The 18193-nt window shown below is 71.3% G+C and carries 17 protein-coding genes and 1 pseudogene; 4 read left to right on the top strand and 14 right to left on the bottom strand.

The features are described from left to right. Positions 1–7: 7 nt before the first annotated feature. Complete coding sequence (locus tag AB0I51_RS18850) at positions 8–967, bottom strand: NADP-dependent oxidoreductase (protein WP_362976412.1); 960 nt, start codon at positions 965–967, stop codon at positions 8–10. A gap of 153 nt (positions 968–1120) precedes the next feature. Between AB0I51_RS18850 and AB0I51_RS18845 the strand changes: the two genes are divergently transcribed. Further along, a complete protein-coding gene (locus AB0I51_RS18845) occupies positions 1121–1963 on the top strand; it encodes a helix-turn-helix transcriptional regulator (protein ID WP_362976528.1) in 843 nt (280 codons plus the stop codon). A 13-nt stretch (positions 1964–1976) separates the two neighbouring features. Here AB0I51_RS18845 and AB0I51_RS18840 read toward each other — a convergent pair whose 3' ends face one another. The 8 genes from AB0I51_RS18840 to AB0I51_RS18805 form a co-directional block, all read right to left on the bottom strand. Continuing rightward, positions 1977–2111 carry a hypothetical protein gene (locus AB0I51_RS18840; RefSeq protein WP_362976410.1) on the bottom strand — a complete coding sequence of 45 codons (135 nt, stop codon included), beginning with the start codon at positions 2109–2111 and terminating at the stop codon, positions 1977–1979. A 40-nt stretch (positions 2112–2151) separates the two neighbouring features. Then, positions 2152–3408, bottom strand: a complete 1257-nt coding sequence (locus tag AB0I51_RS18835; protein ID WP_362976408.1) for an RNA polymerase sigma factor — start codon at positions 3406–3408, stop codon at positions 2152–2154. Further along, entirely contained in the window at positions 3405–3746 is a 342-nt protein-coding gene (locus AB0I51_RS18830) for a YciI family protein (RefSeq protein WP_362976406.1), read from the bottom strand. The genes AB0I51_RS18835 and AB0I51_RS18830 overlap by 4 nt, the downstream gene beginning before the upstream one ends. Continuing rightward, the gene (locus AB0I51_RS18825) at positions 3743–4387 is read right to left on the bottom strand and encodes a YciI family protein (protein ID WP_362976404.1); all 645 of its coding nucleotides are present in this window, start codon (positions 4385–4387) and stop codon (positions 3743–3745) included. Before AB0I51_RS18825 ends, AB0I51_RS18830 begins: the two co-directional genes overlap by 4 nt. 142 nt (positions 4388–4529) lie before the next feature. Further along, the gene (locus AB0I51_RS18820) at positions 4530–6062 is read right to left on the bottom strand and encodes an MFS transporter (protein ID WP_362976402.1); all 1533 of its coding nucleotides are present in this window, start codon (positions 6060–6062) and stop codon (positions 4530–4532) included. A gap of 11 nt (positions 6063–6073) precedes the next feature. Then, the gene (locus tag AB0I51_RS18815) at positions 6074–6487 is read right to left on the bottom strand and encodes a VOC family protein (RefSeq protein WP_362976400.1); all 414 of its coding nucleotides are present in this window, start codon (positions 6485–6487) and stop codon (positions 6074–6076) included. Between the two features lie 6 nt (positions 6488–6493). Further along, positions 6494–7264: an SDR family oxidoreductase gene (locus AB0I51_RS18810; RefSeq protein ID WP_362976398.1), complete on the bottom strand. Its 771-nt coding sequence runs from the start codon at positions 7262–7264 to the stop codon at positions 6494–6496. Between the two features lie 162 nt (positions 7265–7426). Next, positions 7427–8347 (bottom strand): zinc-binding dehydrogenase, encoded by a 921-nt coding sequence (locus AB0I51_RS18805; protein WP_362976396.1) that lies wholly within the window; start codon positions 8345–8347, stop codon positions 7427–7429. A gap of 99 nt (positions 8348–8446) precedes the next feature. Here AB0I51_RS18805 and AB0I51_RS18800 point away from each other — a divergent pair, with 99 nt between their 5' ends. From AB0I51_RS18800 to AB0I51_RS18790, 3 genes and pseudogenes are all read left to right on the top strand, one after another. Then, the gene (locus AB0I51_RS18800) at positions 8447–9274 is read left to right on the top strand and encodes a class I SAM-dependent methyltransferase (RefSeq protein WP_362976394.1); all 828 of its coding nucleotides are present in this window, start codon (positions 8447–8449) and stop codon (positions 9272–9274) included. A 286-nt stretch (positions 9275–9560) separates the two neighbouring features. Next, positions 9561–10703, top strand: coding sequence for a transcription termination factor Rho (rho, locus tag AB0I51_RS18795; protein ID WP_362976392.1), 1143 nt, complete (start codon positions 9561–9563; stop codon positions 10701–10703). Positions 10704–10875: 172 nt separating this feature from the next. Continuing rightward, a pseudogene (locus AB0I51_RS18790) lies at positions 10876–11691 on the top strand (serine hydrolase); the annotation flags it as partial. 59 nt (positions 11692–11750) lie between these two features. Here AB0I51_RS18790 and AB0I51_RS18785 read toward each other — a convergent pair. The 5 genes from AB0I51_RS18785 to AB0I51_RS18765 all read right to left on the bottom strand — a co-directional run bounded on the left by AB0I51_RS18785 (position 11751) and on the right by AB0I51_RS18765 (position 18162). After that, positions 11751–13127, bottom strand: coding sequence for a glycosyltransferase family 87 protein (locus tag AB0I51_RS18785; protein WP_362976390.1), 1377 nt, complete (start codon positions 13125–13127; stop codon positions 11751–11753). Next, the gene (gene mptB / locus AB0I51_RS18780) at positions 13124–14518 is read right to left on the bottom strand and encodes a polyprenol phosphomannose-dependent alpha 1,6 mannosyltransferase MptB (protein ID WP_362976388.1); all 1395 of its coding nucleotides are present in this window, start codon (positions 14516–14518) and stop codon (positions 13124–13126) included. Before mptB ends, AB0I51_RS18785 begins: the two co-directional genes overlap by 4 nt. 124 nt (positions 14519–14642) lie before the next feature. Further along, positions 14643–15575, bottom strand: a complete 933-nt coding sequence (locus tag AB0I51_RS18775; RefSeq protein WP_362976386.1) for a glutaminase — start codon at positions 15573–15575, stop codon at positions 14643–14645. 35 nt (positions 15576–15610) lie between these two features. Continuing rightward, positions 15611–17020 carry an aspartate ammonia-lyase gene (gene aspA / locus AB0I51_RS18770; RefSeq protein WP_362976384.1) on the bottom strand — a complete coding sequence of 470 codons (1410 nt, stop codon included), beginning with the start codon at positions 17018–17020 and terminating at the stop codon, positions 15611–15613. A 122-nt stretch (positions 17021–17142) separates the two neighbouring features. Further along, positions 17143–18162: an asparaginase gene (locus tag AB0I51_RS18765; RefSeq protein WP_362976382.1), complete on the bottom strand. Its 1020-nt coding sequence runs from the start codon at positions 18160–18162 to the stop codon at positions 17143–17145. Between the last annotated feature and the right edge of the window lie 31 nt (positions 18163–18193).

Below are 18193 nucleotides of genomic sequence, written 5' to 3'. Positions count from 1 at the left end.
GACTCCGTCAGAGGGAGCCGCGCGGCACCGTCACCACGTGCTTGCCCACGACGCCGCCGCGCTCGAACGCCCGGTGCGCCGCGGCGATGTCCGCGAGCGGGTACACACTGTCGATCACCGGGCGCAGCGCGCCCGAGGCGACCCGGTCGGCCACATCCCGCAGCACGGGGGTCTCGGGGTTGGCGCTGAAGGTGCGGATGCGGCGGGAGCCGTGCACGCTCGACGCGGCGATCGCGGCGATGGCGGACGGGGACAGTCCGACGGTGACCATCCGGCCGCCCTTGGCCAACCGGCCGCGGTAGCAGTGCAGTTCGGTGCCGACGGTGTCGACGATGACGTCGAACGGCCCGATCTGCTCCGAGGTGGTGGAACCGTAGTCCAGGACCTCGTCGGCGCCGAGCTCGGTCAGGATCTTGGCGTGGCGATCGCGGGCCAGCGCCGTCACGTGGCCGCCCATGGCATGCGCCAACTGCACGGCGGCCGTGCCGACTCCGCCGGCCGCCCCCCGCACCAGGACCCGTTCCCCGCTCACCAGGCGCACACTGTCGCGCAGCGCGATCAGCGCCGTGGAACCCGCGACCACCAGGGCGGCCGCCTCGACCGACGAGAGGTCCGCCGGGGCGTGCGAGATGCGCTCCGCGGGGACCACGACGCACTCGGCCGCCCCGGCGACGGAGTGCCGCTGCCTCGGATGCACCATGCCCCACACCCGGTCCCCGACCCGGTAGCCCTCGGCACCGGCGCCGGTCGCGGCGACGACACCGGCGAAGTCCAGCCCCACCCCGATCGGGAACCGGCGCCCCGACACCATCTTCAACTCCCCTGCCCGGACGATCACATCGTGCCCGTTCACGCTGGACGCCTCGACCGCCACCAGCACCTCACCCGGGCCGGGAGCGGGACGATCCACTTCATTGACCCGCAGAACGTCCGCGGTACCGAAACTCGTGATCTGAACGGCCTTCATGTCGCTGTCCTTCCGTGGCCCGCTGTGTGGTCGATCCGATGCTGGGCCCCGCACGCGACATCACGGTCGTTCTCCTTTTCCTGGGTCTGCCAGACCCACCCTCCCGGGCCGTGCCGACGGCATACTGACGCGGTGACCGACTCCTCCCCCGCCATGAGCAGCGACCCCCGACGCGAACTCGCGGAGTTCCTGCGCACCCGCCGAACCCGGCTGCGGCCGGAGGACGTCGGCCTGGAACCCGGCCCGAGACGGCGCGTCGCGGGGCTGCGGCGCGAGGAGCTGGCCCTGCTGGCGGGAGTGAGTTCGGACTACTACCAGCGCATGGAGCAGGGACGCGACGTACGCCCCTCCGAACAGGTCCTCGACGCTCTCGCACGCGCCCTCGACTTCTCCGCCGAGGAGACCCGCCACCTGCACAGTCTCGCCGCCGCCGCACGCACCCCGGCCCACCCGCCGCGTTCGTACGAGCCGGAGGAGGTGCCGGACACCACGCTGCGGCTGCTGCACGGCATGACCGCGCCCGCTCTGGTCGTCGGCCGTTTCCTGGACGTGCTGGCCTGGAACCCGCTCGGTGGTGCCCTGTTGGGGGACTTCACCCGGCAGCCCCAGAAGGAGCGGAACATGCTGGCGCTGTTCCTGCACCCCCAAGCCGACCGGACCTGCCCGAACCGGGCGGCCACCGTCGCGGAGCTGATCGGGATGCTGCGGACGCAGGTCGCCGCCGATCCCGGCAACCCGCGCGCCGTCGAGCTGGTGGGTGAACTCGCCGTCCGCAGCGACGAGTTCGCGGCCCTGTGGGCCCTCCACGACGTGGAGGAACCGACCTGCGGCCAGATGCGCCTGAACCATCCCCGGGTCGGCGAACTGAACCTGGACTGGGACGCCTACCCGATACCGGGCAACCCCGGTCCCGCGCTCATGGTCTGCACCGCCGCCGAAGGCAGCCGCGACGCCGAGCGGCTCCGACTCCTCGCCGGCCAACCCGACGCCCGCTGAGGACGGTTCCTGATCAGCCGCCCAGCCGAAGGCCCGCGAGCCAGACGTCAGGCGTGCCGGGTGCTGATTCCTCGGCCGTCAGGCGGGCCAGGATCTGCCGTGCGCGGCGCAGGAGTGCGAGGGCGGTCATCGGAACCTCCGGTGTCATGGGTTGATTTCCCTGTCTTCACCCCACCGACGAACGGCCCCTACACGGATCGACACTCCGCGAGCCTCCGCTCCAAGAACCTTCGCTCCGCGTCGTTCTCCACCAACTCCAGCGCCCGCCCGTACGCTTCGGCCGCTTCCTCCGTACGGCCGCTGCGGCGCAGCAGATCGGCGCGGGTGGCGGGCAGCAGGTGATAGTCAGTCAGTTCACCCGACCGCTCCAGTTCGGCCACCAACTCCAGCCCGGCGTCCGGGTGTTGGGCCATCCCGACGGCCACCGCACGGTTGAGGCGCACCACGGCCGAGGGCACGAAGCGCTCCAACTCGCCGTACAGGCCTGCGATGTCGGCCCAGTCGGTGTCGGCGGCGGTGGGTGCTGTGGTGTGGCAGGCGGCGATGGCGGCCTGGATCTGGTACGGCCCTGGCCTGCCCCGCCGGAGGACCGTCTCCAGGAGAGCGGCGGCCTCGTCGATCTCCAACCGGTCCCACGCCGCACGGTCCTGGTCCTCCAATGTCACCAACTCACCCGCAGCGTCCACGCGCGTGTCACGACGGGCGTCGTGCAGCAGCAACAGCGCCAGCAGGCCCAGCACTTCGGGCTCGTCCGGCATCAAGTGGGCCAGCGCGCGGGCCAGTCGGATCGCCTCCGCGCACAGGTTCGCGCGGACCAGTTCGGCGCCGGACGTGGCCGCGTACCCCTCGTTGAAGAGGAGGTAGACCACGCCGAGCACCCCCGTCGTGCGCTCGGGCAGCAGATGCGCGGGCGGTACCCGATACGGGATGCCGGCGTTGCGGATCTTCTTCTTGGCGCGCACCAGCCGCTGCGCCATGGTCGCCTCGGGGACGAGAAAGGCGCGGGCGATCTCGGAGGTGGTCAGCCCGGCGAGCGTGCGCAACGTCAGGGCGACCCGGGCCTCGATGGGCAGCGCGGGATGACAGCAGGTGAAGACCAGCCGCAGCCGGTCGTCCTCCACCCCGCTGTCGTCACCGTCGTACTCCGGGTCGTACGGTCCCTCGTCCCGCCCCAGCACCGCGACCTCCCGGAGTTTCGCCGCCCCGACCGCCTCCCGGCGCAGCACGTCGAGGGCGCGGTTGCGGGCGGTGGTGGTCAGCCAGGCGCCGGGGCAGCGCGGGATTCCGTCGCGCCGCCACCGGTCGAGTGCCTGGGCGAAGGCGTCCTGCGCGCACTCCTCCGCGAGGTCCCAGTCGCCGGTCACCCGGATCAGGGTGGCCACGACCTGGCCCCACTCCTCGCGGAAGGCGGCGGCGACGGCCTCCTCGACGTCCGGCACGTTCACTCCCAGACCGGCCGCACCTCGACCGAGCCGCCGGCGAGCGCGGCGGGGTGCCGGGAGGCCAGCGAGATCGCCTCGTCCAGATCGGCGACCTCGATGATGTCGATGCCCGCGACGTACTCCTTGGACTCGACGAACGGGCCGTCGCTGAGCAGGACTTCGTCGCCCTGGACGCGGACGGTGGTGGCGTCGGAGGACGGCCGCAGGCGGGCCCCGCCACGTATCAGGTCACGGCTGCGGACCTCGTCGATGTAGGAGGTGAAGCGCGGGTCGGCGGCGATCTCGGCGGGGCCGAGTTCCTCGCCGCCGACGGGGGTGCAGATGAGCAGGACGTACTTCATGCCTGCTCCCCGGCCTTCTCGGTGACGGCTGAGATGTGTTCGTGGACAATCTGCCAGGCCAGTCCGGTGTTGCGGTAGCCGGTGGTCACGCGCAGTACCTCGTCCAGCGGCCGGCCGTCGGTGCGGGTGCCGCGCAGCCGGACGAGGGCGTGCCCGAAGGCGACGGACTCGTCGACGTGGACGCGGAACTCCAGCACCTCACGGTTCAGGGGCCAGGTCACGCCCCCGAGGACGTCCTCCACGGCCTTGCGGAAGGCAGCGGTCCCGGGCCGTTCGGCGTCGAGCGCCCGGATCTGCGTCTCGCCGTCCTCCTCACCGTCCATCGGCCAGAAGGGGCGCACCTCCATGGCACCGATGGTGGCCACGGGGTGCTCGGCGGCGGCCTCGACGGCCTCCTCCAGGGTGTCGCACTCCAGGATGTCGAATCCGGCGACGTACTCCTTGGTCTCCGCGAACGGCCCGTCCGTACGGAGCACCTCCCCGCCGCGCACCCGTACGGTGACGGCGTCGGCGGGCAGCGCGAGCCGGTGGCCGTGCAGCCGTACGCCGCGGTCGCCGAGTTCCTCCACCCAGGGTTCGACGGGTGCCATACCTGAGGCGTCGGCGGTGTCGTCGCCGCACACGAGCAGCATGTACTTCATGGATCCTCCCGGTCCTCATGAGCTTCCTACACCCCACCGACGAACGCAGCCGAGCCGGATCGACACCCTCTCCGAAAAACTCCTTCGGAAAAACGAAGAGGCCGGGGCGCTGAGGCCCCGGCCTTCTTCCACGGCGTACGTCCTACGCGGTCGCCGCCTGCACCGACGGCTCCCCCGCGTCCACGGTCGCGCGTTCGGTGTTCCTGCGCACCAGCAGCAGGGTGACGACCGCGCCCAGCAGGGAGGCGCAGCCGCAGATCACCACACCGAGGGCCATGCCGTGGCCGAGGGCGGTCTGCGCCGCGGCCTTGGCCTGGGCGCTGCCCGCGTTGACGACGGCGAGGGGTCCGGCCGCCTTCTCCATGCCCGCGTCGGCCCCGCTGAGCTTGCCGACGAGGGCGGAGGACGCGGCGCTCATCGCGATGGTGCTGATGACCGCAGGGCCGAGGCCCTGGCCGAACTCGCGGACCAGGCTGGTCGCGCCGCTGGCCATCCCGGTCATGTTGATCGGTACGGCGTTCACGGCGGCGGAGGTCAGCGAGGACACCACGCAGATGAAGCCGACACCGAGCAGCAGCACCGGGCCGATGAAGGCGGCGAGGGAGGTGGTGGTGATGGGCAGCGCGGCGATCCAGAACTGGCCGGCGGCCATGGGCAGCAGGCCGCCCATCAGAAGCCAGCGGGCGTCGACGCGGGTGAGCATCCTGCTGAGCACCGGCGCCAGCAGCAGTGGGATCAACTGGAGGATCACGAACGGCATTCCGGCCCGCAGCGCGCTCAGGTGCATGACCGCGCCGAGGCGAATGGAGACGCAGTAGGCGGTGCCGATGAAGCCGAACATGCCGGCCAGGGCGACGACGGCCGCCGCCGCGAACGAGGGGATCTTCAGCAGGTCGAGGTTGAACATCGGGGAGGGCGCGCGGGTCTCCGCGACGACGAACCCGGCGAGTGCCACGGCCGCCAGGGTCAGCGAGCCGACGATCGCCGCACTGCCCCAGCCGCGGTCGCCGCCCTCGATGATGCCCCAGAGCAGGGCGGTGAGGCCGACGGCGATGGTGATCTGGCCCGGCCAGTCCAGTGCGCGGCCCTCGGGTGCCTTGGAGTCGGTGACGAGCTTCCAGCAGGCGACCGCGACGACCAGACCGAGGACGACCGGCGGCACGAACGCCCAGCGGAAGTCGGCGACCGTGGCGAGGATCCCGGAGGACAGCGGGCCGAGCGCGGAGGCGAGGGAGATCGACAGCGCCCAGGTGGAGACTGCCCTGGCCCGGTCCTTGCCGTCCGGTGTGGCCGCCGCGATGACCGCGAGGGAACTGGGGAAGAGGGCGGCGGCGCCGATGCCGGCGAGGGCCTGGCCGATCCACAGCATGGTGATGTTCTGCGAGGTGGCGTTGAGGAGTTCACCGAGCGCCAGGACGAGCCCGCCGAGCACCAACAGCCGCTTGCGTCCGAAGAGATCGCCCACCACACCGAAATTCAGTTCCAGAATCGCGGTGGGAAGAATGAAGGCGGAGGTGACCCAGGCGACCTGGGAACCCGAGGCGCCGAATGCGGCCTGGATTTCCCCGTTGATGGGCGAGGGAACGGTAATGCACAACTGTGCCGCCGCGACCGCGAGACAGCACGCTATGAGCGTTCCTGGGTCCAGTCTTTTCAAGGAGATCGAATCCGTCATCGTGCGTGCCCTCACTCTGCGTTTTTCTCTATGAGTTCGATGAGATTTCCCTCGGGGTCGCTGACCCAGGCCATGCGCACTCCGGGCTCGGGGGACGGCCCGGGTGCCATGACCTCGCCCGCGCCACGCGCCACCAACTTCGCGTGGACGGGGTCGAGTTCGGGGGTGGTGACCGCGAAGTGCCCGTATCCCTCGGTCAGTGCGGCGGTCATCGGGTCCGGCGCGCGAAGTCCGGGGGCGGAACCGGGTCTGGCGAGCAGCTCGATGCGCCAGCCCCGCGGATGCTCCAGGACAACGCCTCTCAGACCGGGCCCTTCCAGGTGGAACTCGAAGACTGCCTTCAGGCCGAACGCGCCCTGGTACCAGGCGGTTTGGGCGGTCAGGTCGCGTACGTTGACGCCCACGTGGTCGAGTCGGACGGTCACGGCGGCTCAGCCCGCCATCGCGCTGTCGCCGCCGTCGACCATGAGGTTGGCGCCGTTGACGAAGGCCGCCTCGTCGGAGCAGAGGAAGGCGGCGGCCCGCGCGATGTCCTCGGGCCGCCCCACCCGCCCGACCGGGATCCGCGCCTCCAACTGGGCCCTGGGCCCGTCCGGATCGTCGAGGAAGGGTGCGGTGGCGGAGGTGCGGGTCATGCCGGGGGCGATGGTGTTGACCCGGATGCGGTGCGGGGCGCCGGCCGCGCACAGGTGCATGCTCATCGCCAGCACCCCGCCCTTGGCGGCCCCGTGGGGCACCATCGGCATGAACGGCGCCCCGCGTACCGCGGCCACGGAGGCGACGTTGAGAACGGCCCCGCCACCACGGGCGATCAGGTGCGGCCAGGCGGCCTGGGTGCAGAAGTAGGGGATGTCCAGCTCGTTCTTGATGGTGAAGTACCAGTCCTCGGCGGGCATGGTCTCGAACGGGCCGTTCCGCAGCGCGGAGGCGTTGTTGTAGAGGATGTCGATCCCGCCGAAGGCCGCGATCCCGGCATCGATCCACTCACGGGCGCCGTCCTGGGTGGACAGGTCCACGGGTGCCAGGGACCGCATGATTCCACCGGCCTTTTCGACGAGCTCCACGGTTTCCGCGGCACTGTCCTCGTCGATGTCGCAGCCGAAAACCTCGGCGCCCTCCGCCGCGAATATCTGCGCCGCGGCCCGCCCTATTCCTGCCCCCGTTCCACTGATGAAAGCGATTTTTCCGGCCAGTCGACCCATGATTGCCAAGTCCCTTGTCCCGTGCCGCCGTGGTGCGGTGGTGGCAGCGTAGGTACGGCCATTGGCGAGAACAAGAAATGGGGCAGTGAAGGGCCATCGGGGGTTCGTATGGCTGGTATGGGGCGCGGGGCGGAGGACTCGTCCCGGGTTTCACAGGATTCGTCAGAGGACGTCGAGGACGGCCTTCCCGCGCAGGCTGCGACCGCTCAGCGCCTCGACCGCCTCGGCGATGCGGTCCCACGGGCCGCGCCAGCCGACCGGCACCCGCAGGCGGCCGTCGCCGACCAGCGCGAGCAGTCGCCTCAACTGCGCCTGCCGGTCGGTGAGTCCACCGCCGTTGTAGACCGACACGATCGCCCTGGGTGTGCTGCTGCCGAGCGTGACACCCACAGGCAGTACAGCGTCCCGCCCGGCGGCCCAGCCGACGCTCTGCAGACTGCCGCCCGGCGCCAACAGGCCGTAGGCGGACACCAGTTGGGCCCCGCCCACGGTGTCGATCACGACGTCCAGGGGCTCCTCCACCTCGTCGACAACGGCCACCGTCTCGCGCGCCCCCAGCTCACGGACCCACCGCGCACCGCCTTCGGAGCCGGCCACGCCGATGACGTACGCCCCGCCCAGCGCGGCGAGTTGCACGGCGAACCCGCCGACGCCGCCGGACGCCCCGGTGACCAGGACCCGGCGGCCCAGGAGCGGGCCGGCCTGTTCCAGCGCGCGCAGAGCCGTGCCGGCCGCGACGGGCAGGGCGGCGGCCTCGCCGAGATCGACCTCGTCCGGCACCACGGCCACATCGGCCACGTCCAGGGCGCGCAGCGCGCCGAATCCGCCGCCTTCCCCGAATCCGACGACGCGACTGCCCACCGCGGGCCCACCCCCGCCGGCGGCGGCCCGCACGACGACACCGGCCGAGTCGAAGCCGATCACCTCGCCGGGCGTGCCCCGCTGCGCGAAGTACAGCTCGGCCGAGTTGAGGGAGGTGTGCCCGACCTCCACCAGCAGCTGCCCCGGACCCGGCACCGGGTCGGGCGCCTCCCCGAGCCGCAGCCCACCGGCCGCCCCCGGATCCACGATCAGTGCACGCACGACCTGCCCCTCTCGTCGTAGGTCACTCGTCCCGGGACAACCGGCGCGGAACCGGTGTTCTTCCCGTCGTCCGCCGCACGATCACGATTGGATGGAGCCATGAGCACCGACGACCCCGCACGGCTGATGCGCGCGAACCAGGCGAACTGGGACGCCCGCACCCCCGTCCACCTCGCCAGCCGGTTCTACGGCCTCGACGGGGCCCGGGACCCGGACCGCTGGTTCGCCGCCTTCGAATGGGACGACCTCGGCGACCTGGCGGGCCGTGACGTGCTCCACCTGCAGTGCCATCTCGGCACCGAGACCCTCGCGTTCGCGCGGCGCGGGGCACGAGCCGTGGGACTCGACTTCTCCGGGGCTTCCGTGACGGCCGCGACCGGCATCGCGGCGAAGGCGGGCCTCGACGTCGACTACGTGCACGCGAACGTGTACGACGCCGTCGAGGCCCTGGGGCAGCGGCAGTTCGACGTCGTGTACACCGGCAAGGGCGCCCTCTGCTACCTGCCCGATCTCCCGCGCTGGGCAGATGTGATCGCCCAACTCCTGCGCCCCGGAGGCCTGTTGTACATCGTCGAATTCCACCCCCTGCTCAACTCTCTGGGCCCGAAGCCGAATCCGGGCGAGGGGCCCGAATTGCTGCTGCGGCACGACTACCTGGGCGGCGGCGGCCCGGTGCACCGGGACGCGACGTTCACGTACACCGACGGCCCGGCCGTGGCGGACGCGACCGACAGCTATGAGTGGATGCACGGAATGGACGAGGTCATCAACGCGTTGACAAGGGCAGGACTGAACATCCGACGGCTCCGCGAGAGCGACGAACTCCCGTGGCCGCGCTGGCCCCGGATGGAGCGGACCCCGACCGGCTGGTGGCGACTGCCGGAGCCGAGGATCCCCCTGCTGTACGGCCTGCTGGCGAGCCGCTGAGCCGTAACTCACAGCCAGACTCGCACCTGGTGTGCTACGGTGCGGTCAGCACTTGTGTACGCCCCGTTGTGGGCGCCGGTGCCGGCACCACTTCTTCTCCGCCGACGGGCCCGTCGATTCCGACCGGCACACGGCTTCTTCACACCGCCTCGTGACCGGCGTTCTTCCGCCGTACCCGAGGTGATGTTCCCGCCGCCCCGAGGAGCGCTCATGCGCCCTCCCTCTGCGGCTTCTCCCCCTTCCTTCCGCATGACACATGCAACCGTCCTTGAAAGGACCACTCATCATGACCACCACACTCGAACACCCCCCGGTACAAGAGCAGCCCCGCACCCAGACCGCCACCGGTGTCCTCGACATCGACGGCAACGGGAAGGGGCACCTGCGGGCGCTGGACTGCAAGCCCTCGCCCACCGACCTCCAGGTCTCCCCCGCGCTGATCCGCCGTCACGGCCTGCGCAAGGGCGACCTCGTGGAGGGCGTCCGCGGCGGGCAGCGCGCCCTGACCGAGGTCGCGTTCGTCAATGGGAGCACGCCCGACGAACTGCGCGGCCGGCGCCACTTCCGCGACCTCACTCCGCTGCACCCGCGCGAGCGGCTGCACCTCGAACACCCGGCGGCCGGACTCACCGGACGCGTCGCCGACCTGATCGCCCCCGTGGGCAAGGGCCAGCGCGGACTGATCGTGGCCCCGCCCAAGACCGGCAAGACCGTCCTGCTCCAGCAGATCGCGGCAGCCGTCGCCGGCAACCACCCCGAGGCCCGGCTGATGGTCGTGCTGCTCGACGAGCGGCCCGAGGAGGTCACCGACATGCGGCGTTCCGTGCGCGGCGAGGTGTACTCCTCCACCTTCGACCAGGCGCCCAAACAGCACATCGCGCTGGCCGAGCTCGTGATCGAACGGGCCAAGCGGCTCGTCGAGGCGGGCGAGGACGTAGTGATCCTGCTCGACTCCCTGACCCGGCTCTGCCGGGCGCACAACAACGCGGCGGCCTCCGGCGGCCGTACCCTCAGCGGCGGTGTCGACGCGACCGCGCTGATCGGCCCGAAGAAGTTCTTCGGCGCCGCCCGCCTCGCGGAGGAGGGCGGCTCGCTCACCATCCTCGCCACCGCACTTGTCGAGACCGGCTCCCGTGCCGACGACTTCTACTTCGAGGAGCTCAAGAGCACGGGCAACATGGAGCTCCGCCTCAGCCGCGAGCTGGCCTCCCGCCGGGTGTTCCCCGCCGTCGAGATCAACCCGTCGGGCACCCGCCGCGAGGAACTCCTGCTCACGCCGGCCGAGTTGACGGCAGTACAGGGCCTGCGCCGCGTCCTCCAGAACAGGGACGGCCAGACCAGCACGGAAACCCTGCTGGAACGCATGCGGGAGACCCGGGACAACGCGACGTTCCTGCGGCGCATCCAGCCCACGCTGCCTTCGAGCTGACCGGAGCCGCCGTTTTCAGGGGCGCGGGCCTGTGTCCATATGCGGCTCCGCCGTGCGGGCGCGACCAGCCTCCACCGGCCGACAGTCGAATCACTAGCGCATCCGGGTGCACACTCACCCCGCCCGGCCCCGCCAGCACCCTGGACAACGACTCCGTTCCTACGTTTGCGGTATGACAATCGGATTGCCATCCCGGATGACCGCGTCGGCCTGCGCCCTCTGCCTAGCGGGCGTGCTCGCGTTGACGCCCGTCGCGGCGACAGCACACACCGGGTCGGATCCCGGCACAGCGCCACCACCCCCCGCGCTCCTGAACAGCCCGGACACCCAGGTCCGCCCCCACCCCGGCACCCCCCAGGTCCCCGACGTCTCCGCCCTGTCCTGGCTGGTCGCAGACACCCGCACCGGCGAGGTACTCGCGGCCCACGACGCCCACCGCAGACTCCCGCCCGCCAGCACCCTGAAGACACTGTTCGCCCTGACCGTCCTCCCCACCCTTCCCGGAGGGCTCCGGCACCGCGTCAGCGAACAGGACCTGGCCGGCATCGGCGAGGGCAGCAGCCTGGTCGGGGTCGAGGAGGGCCACACCTACCGCGTCGCCGACCTGTGGCGCGGGGTCTTCCTCAACTCCGGGAACGACGCCGTGCACGTCCTGGCCGCCCTCGACGGCGGCTGGGACGCCACGGCCGCCCGGATGCAGGCCAAGGCCCGTTCTCTGGGCGCGCTCGACACGCATGTCATCTCACCGGACGGCTACGACACCGACGGCCAGGTGTCCTCCGCCTTCGACCTCGCGGTGTTCGGGCGGGCCGGACTGCGCAACGCGGACTTCGCGCGGTACTGCTCCACCGCCGAGGCCGCGTTCCCCGGTGGCGGATCGTCGTACGCGATCCAGAACACCAACCGGCTGCTGACCGGCAACGACGGCGTCGAGCCGTATCCGGGCCTGATCGGTGTGAAGAACGGCTACACCACCCACGCGGGCAACACGCTGGTCGCGGCGGCGCGTCGGGGCGGGCGGTCGCTCGTCGTCACGGTGATGAACCCTCAGGCGGGCGGCGGCTTCACCGTGTACGAGGAGGCGCGCGAACTGCTCGACTGGGGTTTCGCGGCTGCCGGTCGGGTCGATCCGGTGGGGTCGCTGGACGCGTTGCGGGCGAGCCCGAGGCCGGGTCCCGCCGCCGTACCGGTGGCCGCGGCGGTCGTACCGGACGACGGTCCGGGCTGGGCCGAGACGGCGGTGATCGTGGCCGCCGCGGTGCTGGGCGCGGGCGCGGTGGTGGCGGCGCTGCGGTTCAGGGGCCGGCGGATCCCCTCGGCCTGACCGGTCGGCAGCCACAGCAGCAGACCGAGCGTGACCCAGGTGTACGTGTTGCTGCCGAGGAAGCCGTCGATGCCCGAGGAGTCGTCGAACCACAGCCATACGACGCTGGTGCACATCACCGCGTACAGGGCGCCCGTGATCCGCTCGTGCCCCGCGCGGACCAGTACGGCGAACGAGGGCAGCAGCCACACGAGATGGTGCACCCAGGTGATCGGGCTGATCAGACACGCGGTCAGCCCGGTCAGCGCGAACGCGGCCGCCCAGTCCTCCGCGACGACCGCACGGCTTACCCGCACCGCCCATACGCACAGCACGATCAGCACGACCGTCGCCCACAGCGGGCGGCCGGTCTCGCCGAGGCGGGCCAGGACGCCCTGAAGGGACTGGTTGGAGACGTAGTCGAGACGGCCCACCCGGGTGGTGTCCCACATCGCCTGGGTCCAGTAGAACTTCGAGGCACCCGGGACCACCAGGGCCGCGAGCCCGGTCGCCGCCAGCGCCACAGCCGTCGCCACCGCGGCGGCTTTCCAGCGTCTGGCCACCAGCAGCAGACCGATGAACAGAGCCGGCGTGAGCTTGATTGCCGCCGCGAGGCCGATGCCGACGCCCGCCCAGCGGCCCCGGCCGGTGGAGAGCAGCCAGCCGTCGCCGAGGACGAGGGCCAGCAGCAGGAGGTTCACCTGCCCGAAGCTGAAGGTGTCGCGCAACGGCTCGAACAGCGCCAGCCCGCAAGCCACCAGGGCCCACCCGAACCAGCCGTAGCGCCGCCACCCGGGACCGGCCAGGATGCGCAGCACCACGGCGAGGGCCACCAGGTTGAGGACCAGCGCCGCGACGATCGCGGCGCCGAGCCCGAGGTACGCCATCGGAGCCATGCTGACGGCGGCGAACGGCGGGTAGGTGAAGCCGTAGGTCGTCCCGGGCACGTGGTAGTCGTAGATCCGGCCGCCGTGGTGGAGCCAGGTGTGGACGGTGCCGTAGTAGACGCGCAGGTCGAACCAGTCGCGCAGCAGTGGGACGGTCGCGGTGAAGACGGTCACGGCGGTGGCGAGGGCCAGCACCAGGAGGAGTCGGCCGCGGTCGGTGGTGGGCGTTCTCATGCCGTACGTCCCAGGGCCGGGGCCTCCGCCGCCTGGCGGGCCTGCCAGAGGACGACGATCGCGAGAACGCCGCCGGAGACGGCCAGCACTAGTTGCCCGATGTCGGCGGGCCCGCCGCTGGGCAGTACGGCGAGCGCGAGGACGCCGGTCACGGCGGCCACCCGGTGGCGCACGGACGTGCTGGGCGCGGCGGCGGCGATGAGGAACAGGCCCCACAGGGCGTACCAGGGGCGGATCGCCGGGCCGAAGGCGGCGACGACCGCGAGGCTCAGGCCGAGGGCGTAGACCGGGCTGGGCCTCAGCCGCAGCCATATGGCCAGGATGGCCGCGCCGGTGACCGCGAGTCCGAGGGCGTGCCAGGCCGGGATCGCGAAGGGGGCCAGGCTGCTGCCGAGGTGTTCCAGGAGGGCGCCGGTGGCGCGGCCGAGGAGGCTGGTGAGTGCCCAGTTGTGCGCCGAGACGGGTGTGTCGAGGGCGCCTATCCAGCCGTAGCCCGTGCCCGCGACGGCCGTGGCGGCGACCGTGGTGACCGCGGACGCGGCGACGGTCGCCGCGACGGCCTTGGCCGGGCGGTGGCCCGCGCGGATCTGGAGCAGCACGACCGCGGCGAGCCCGAGCGCGGCGGGTGCCTTGACGAGAGCGGCGAGCATGACGAGTACGGCGCCCAGGACCGGCCACCGGCCGCGCGCGGCGACCAGGCCCACACCGAGCAGCCCGAGCATGATCGCGTCGTTGTGGGCGCCCGCGACCAGGTGGAGCAGCACCAGCGGGTTGAGGGCGCCCAGCCAGAGCGCGGCGGCCGGGTCGGCGCCGCTGTGCCGGGCGAGCCGGGGCAGGGCGGCGGCCATCAGGCCCACCCCGAGCAGGGCGACGAGCCGCATCCCGAAGAGCCCGGCGGGGAGTTGGCCCCGGGTCAGTCCGGACAGCCCCGAGGCCAGGGCGAGGAACACCGGGCCGTACGGCGCCCCGGTGTGCTGCCACAGCGGGGCGACCTCGTCGGCGAGGGGGCCGCCGAGCGCGGCGGGGCCGTGCGCGTAGACGTCCATGTGGGCGTCGACCATGGCGCCCTGCGCGAGATAGCTGTACACGTCCCGGCTGAACAGCGGCGGCGCGAGCAGCAGCGGGGCCGCCCACACGGCGAGGACCAGCAGCAGGGCGCGCGGGCTGGGCGGTTCGGCGCTGCGGATCAGCTTGCCCAGCAGCAGCCAGGCCGCGATCAGCAGGACGACACCGAAGTAGACCCCGACCAGCCCCAGCGCGGCCTGCGCCGAGGCCGGGGAGAAGAGGTCGGCGGACGGAAGCGCTCCGGCCGTCTCGCCGCCCAGCGCGAGGACGGCGGTACCCGCCAGACCGAGTACCTGGCAGCGGCGGAGATCGACGGGAAAAGCCATGGCCAACACTCGCCAAGCGTGTCAACGCCGGATGGCGGGAAAGCGACGCCCCGCTCTCCGTGCGGCGGACTGCGCGTGACCTCCGTGTGATCGGGCCCGGACACCCGTGAATTCGCGCTGTCCGTCAGAACACCGACACCCCGGTGAGCGTCGTGAAACGGTCCAGGGCGGCGACGCCGGCCACCGAGTTCCCCCGTTCGTCGAGTCCCGGGCTCCACACGGCGATGGTGCAGCGGCCCGGCACTACGGCGATGATCCCGCCGCCCACTCCGCTCTTGCCGGGCAGGCCCACGCGGTAGGCGAACTCGCCCGCCGCGTCGTACGTCCCGCAGGTCAGCATCACTGCGTTGACCTGCTTGGCCTGGGTGAGGGTGAGCAGCCGGGTGCCGTCGGCGCGGCTGCCGTGCCGGGCCAGGAAACCGACCGCGAGGGCGAGGTCGGCGCAGGACGCCATGATGGAGCACTGCCTGAAGTACTGGTCGAGGAGGACGGGCACCTCGTTGTCGATGTTGCCGTAGGACTTCATGAAGTGGGCGAGGGCCGCGTTGCGGTCGCCGTGCGCGGACTCGGAGGCGGCGACCTCCTTGTCGAAGTCGAGGCTCGCGTTGCCGCTCTCGGTGCGCAGGAAGGACAGCAGCTCGCCCGCCGCGTCGCCGGTACGGGTCTGCAGCCGGTCGGTGACGACGAGCGCGCCCGCGTTGATGAACGGGTTGCGCGGGATGCCGCTCTCGTACTCCAGCTGGACAAGGGAGTTGAACGGGTTGCCGGAGGGCTCGCGGCCCACGTGCTCCCAGAGTTCGTCGCCCTCGCGGGCCAGGTCGAGGGCGAGGGTGAAGACCTTGGTGATGGACTGCGTGGAGAACGGCTGCCGCCAGTCCCCCACGCCGTAGACCGTGCCGTCCAGCTCCGCGACGGCCATGCCGAAGCTGCGCGGGTCGCAGGCCGCGAGCGCCGGGATGTAGTCGGCGGGCCGGCCGCGGCCGGGGGTCCGCTCGATCTCGCCGGCGATGCGCTCCAGGACCGGCAGGAAGGTCATCGAGGGGGACATGATCACCATTGTGCCTCCGGCCCGGTCCTGGTGCGCGTCCGCCGTCAGACGGCCACGGGACCGCTGCCCGCCAGGACCTCGGGCCGCAGCAGACCGGCGAGCGTCTCTGCGGGCAACAGGCCCTTCTCCAGAACGAGTTCGGCCACGCCCCGGCCGGAGGCGAGGGCCTCCTTGGCGATGTCGGTGGCGGCCGTGTACCCGATGTGCGGGTTGAGCGCGGTCACCAGGCCGATGGAGTTCTCCACGCTCGCGCGCAGCGCCTCGGTGTTGGCGGTGATGCCGTCCACGCACCGCTCGGCCAGCGTGAGGCACGCGGCCCGCAGGTGCGTGATGCTCTCGGACAGCGAGTGCAGGATGATCGGCTCGAACGCGTTGAGCTGGAGCTGTCCGGCCTCGGCGGCCATCGTGATGGTGACGTCGTTGCCGATCACCTCGAAGGCAACCTGGTTGACGACCTCGGGGATCACCGGGTTGACCTTGCCGGGCATGATGCTCGAACCGGCCTGAACCGGCGGCAGGTTGATCTCCCCGAGCCCCGCGCGCGGCCCCGAGGACAGCAGCCGCAGGTCGTTGCAGCTCTTGGAGAGCTTGGCCGCGACCCGCTTCAGCACACCCGACATCTGGACGAACGCCCCGCAGTCCTGCGTGGCCTCGACCAGGTTGGCCGCCGTCACGAGCGGCAGCCCGGTGATCTCGGCGAGGTGCCGCCGGGCCGACTCGGCATATCCTGCCGGCGCATTGAGTCCGGTGCCGATGGCCGTGGCGCCCAGGTTGATCTCATGGATCAACTGGACGGCCTCGTCAAGACGTTGACGGTCCTCGTCAATCATGACGGCATACGCGGAGAACTCCTGACCGAGCGTCATCGGCACCGCGTCCTGCAACTGTGTACGGCCCATCTTGAGCACGTCGCGGAACTCGACGGCCTTACGGGCGAACGCGTCCTGCAGTACGGACATCGACGCGATCAATCCATGTACGGCAAAGACGGTCGCTATCTTGACTGCGGTCGGATACACGTCATTGGTCGACTGCCCGAGGTTGACGTCCTCGTTCGGGTGCAGGTACTGGTACTCGCCCTTGCCATGTCCCAGCAACTCCAACGCCCGGTTGGCGACAACCTCGTTGGCGTTCATGTTGGTGGAGGTACCGGCCCCACCCTGCACCACGTCCACGACGAACTGGTCGTGCAGCTTCCCGTCCCGGATCTCCCGGCACGCGGCGACAATGGCGGCCGCCTTCTCCGCCGACAGCAGCCCCAACCCCTGATTGGCGAGGGCGGCGGCTTCCTTGACGGCGGCAAGAGCATTGACCAAGTGCGGGTAGACGGAGACCGGCGTCCCGGTGATGGGGAAGTTCTCCGTGGCCCGCAGGGTGTGAACACCCCAGTAGGCATCGGCGGGAACGTCCCGGTCACCGAGCAGATCATGTTCGCGACGAGTGACGACAGTCATGAGGTTCACTTTCCGAAGAGGCCAAGGACACTGCTTTTAGGGGTGCGGGGCTGTATCGATATGCGGCTCCGCCGCGTGGGCGCGACCAGTCACAACGGACCCGCAGCGACCCGACAACCGATCTAGGCACACGCGGACAACGGCGGCACGGGGTCCAGAGCCCGCACAGGCCGCACACACCCCACCGGCTCCCCTCCCCCGAGCAACGGTTCCCCCGCGAACTCGGCAAGCCGAACCGGATCAACCCCGGCCCGGGCAAGCCCAGCGGCAGCGACAGGCACCCGCGCCCGACCGGCCCCGTCCGCGATCTTCACCGCGACAGCCCGCCCATCGGGCAACGCGGCAACCTCAACACCCTCGAACCCGTCCTTGGCCAACAGCCCGGGAACGGCCCGCATCAACGCGGCCACATCGCGCCCGGCCCCGGACGCCATCTCGGCATACTCGCGCATCGCGTCCGCGACCCGGGCCTCGGGCGTACCGGGCGCGGCCGTGGTGATCCGCGAAACGGCCCGAGCAAGCCCGTGCAGCGAAATGGAGAACAGCGGAGCCCCGCACCCGTCGACACTCACGCGGGCGATCCGCTGCCCGGTGAGATCCTCGACGATCTCCGCGATCGCCTGCTGGAGCGGGTGCGCGGGGTCGAGGTAGTCGTCGAGGGACCAGCCGTTGAGCTTCGACACGTACAGCATGGCCGCGTGCTTGCCGGAGCAGTTCTGGGCGAGCCTGGACGGTGGCCGTCCCTCGCGCACCCAGGTGTCCCGGACGACCGGGTCGAAGGGCAGATCCGGGACGTTGCGCAGATCTCCCTCCTTGAGCCCGGCGAGTTCGAGGATGCGCCGGGTCCCGGCGAGGTGACGTTCCTCGCCGGAGTGGCTGGCGGCGGCGAGCGAGAGCAGCTCGCCGTCGAGCGGCAGTCCCGCCCGCACCATGGCGACGGCCTGGACGGGCTTGATCGCCGAGCGCGGGTAGAACGCGGCCTCGATGTCGCCGATCTGGAGCTGGACCTGTCCGTGGCCGTCGAGGACGACGACGGAACCGTAGTGGATGCCCTCGATCATTCCGCCGCGTATGAGGTGGGCGACGGGTGCGTGGAGGGGTTCACGGATGAGGGGTGGATCCGCGAGAGGACTGCTGTACATCACTGCCTGTCAGGTCAGGACGGCGTGGGTC

This window comes from Streptomyces sp. NPDC050549 (genome assembly GCF_040655035.1).
GTDB lineage: Bacteria > Actinomycetota > Actinomycetes > Streptomycetales > Streptomycetaceae > Streptomyces.
The sequence above is the reverse complement of the archived record's forward strand: the minus strand, read 5'-3'. Positions and strand labels throughout refer to the sequence as shown.

What these genes read in the sequence shown, in the direction of transcription:
- AB0I51_RS18810 (WP_362976398.1), bottom strand. Translation starts at nt 7,264, where the DNA reads ATGGGTCGACTGGCCGGAAAAATCGCTTTCATCAGTGGAACGGGGGCA.
- AB0I51_RS18825 (WP_362976404.1), bottom strand. Translation starts at nt 4,387, where the DNA reads ATGAAGTACATGCTGCTCGTGTGCGGCGACGACACCGCCGACGCCTCA.
- AB0I51_RS18775 (WP_362976386.1), bottom strand. Translation starts at nt 15,575, where the DNA reads ATGGTGATCATGTCCCCCTCGATGACCTTCCTGCCGGTCCTGGAGCGC.
- AB0I51_RS18765 (WP_362976382.1), bottom strand. Translation starts at nt 18,162, where the DNA reads ATGTACAGCAGTCCTCTCGCGGATCCACCCCTCATCCGTGAACCCCTC.
- AB0I51_RS18800 (WP_362976394.1), top strand. Translation starts at nt 8,447, where the DNA reads ATGAGCACCGACGACCCCGCACGGCTGATGCGCGCGAACCAGGCGAAC.
- AB0I51_RS18785 (WP_362976390.1), bottom strand. Translation starts at nt 13,127, where the DNA reads ATGAGAACGCCCACCACCGACCGCGGCCGACTCCTCCTGGTGCTGGCC.
- AB0I51_RS18830 (WP_362976406.1), bottom strand. Translation starts at nt 3,746, where the DNA reads ATGAAGTACGTCCTGCTCATCTGCACCCCCGTCGGCGGCGAGGAACTC.
- rho (WP_362976392.1), top strand. Translation starts at nt 9,561, where the DNA reads ATGACCACCACACTCGAACACCCCCCGGTACAAGAGCAGCCCCGCACC.
- aspA (WP_362976384.1), bottom strand. Translation starts at nt 17,020, where the DNA reads ATGACTGTCGTCACTCGTCGCGAACATGATCTGCTCGGTGACCGGGAC.
- mptB (WP_362976388.1), bottom strand. Translation starts at nt 14,518, where the DNA reads ATGGCTTTTCCCGTCGATCTCCGCCGCTGCCAGGTACTCGGTCTGGCG.
- AB0I51_RS18840 (WP_362976410.1), bottom strand. Translation starts at nt 2,111, where the DNA reads ATGACACCGGAGGTTCCGATGACCGCCCTCGCACTCCTGCGCCGCGCA.
- AB0I51_RS18820 (WP_362976402.1), bottom strand. Translation starts at nt 6,062, where the DNA reads ATGACGGATTCGATCTCCTTGAAAAGACTGGACCCAGGAACGCTCATA.
- AB0I51_RS18850 (WP_362976412.1), bottom strand. Translation starts at nt 967, where the DNA reads ATGAAGGCCGTTCAGATCACGAGTTTCGGTACCGCGGACGTTCTGCGG.
- AB0I51_RS18845 (WP_362976528.1), top strand. Translation starts at nt 1,121, where the DNA reads ATGAGCAGCGACCCCCGACGCGAACTCGCGGAGTTCCTGCGCACCCGC.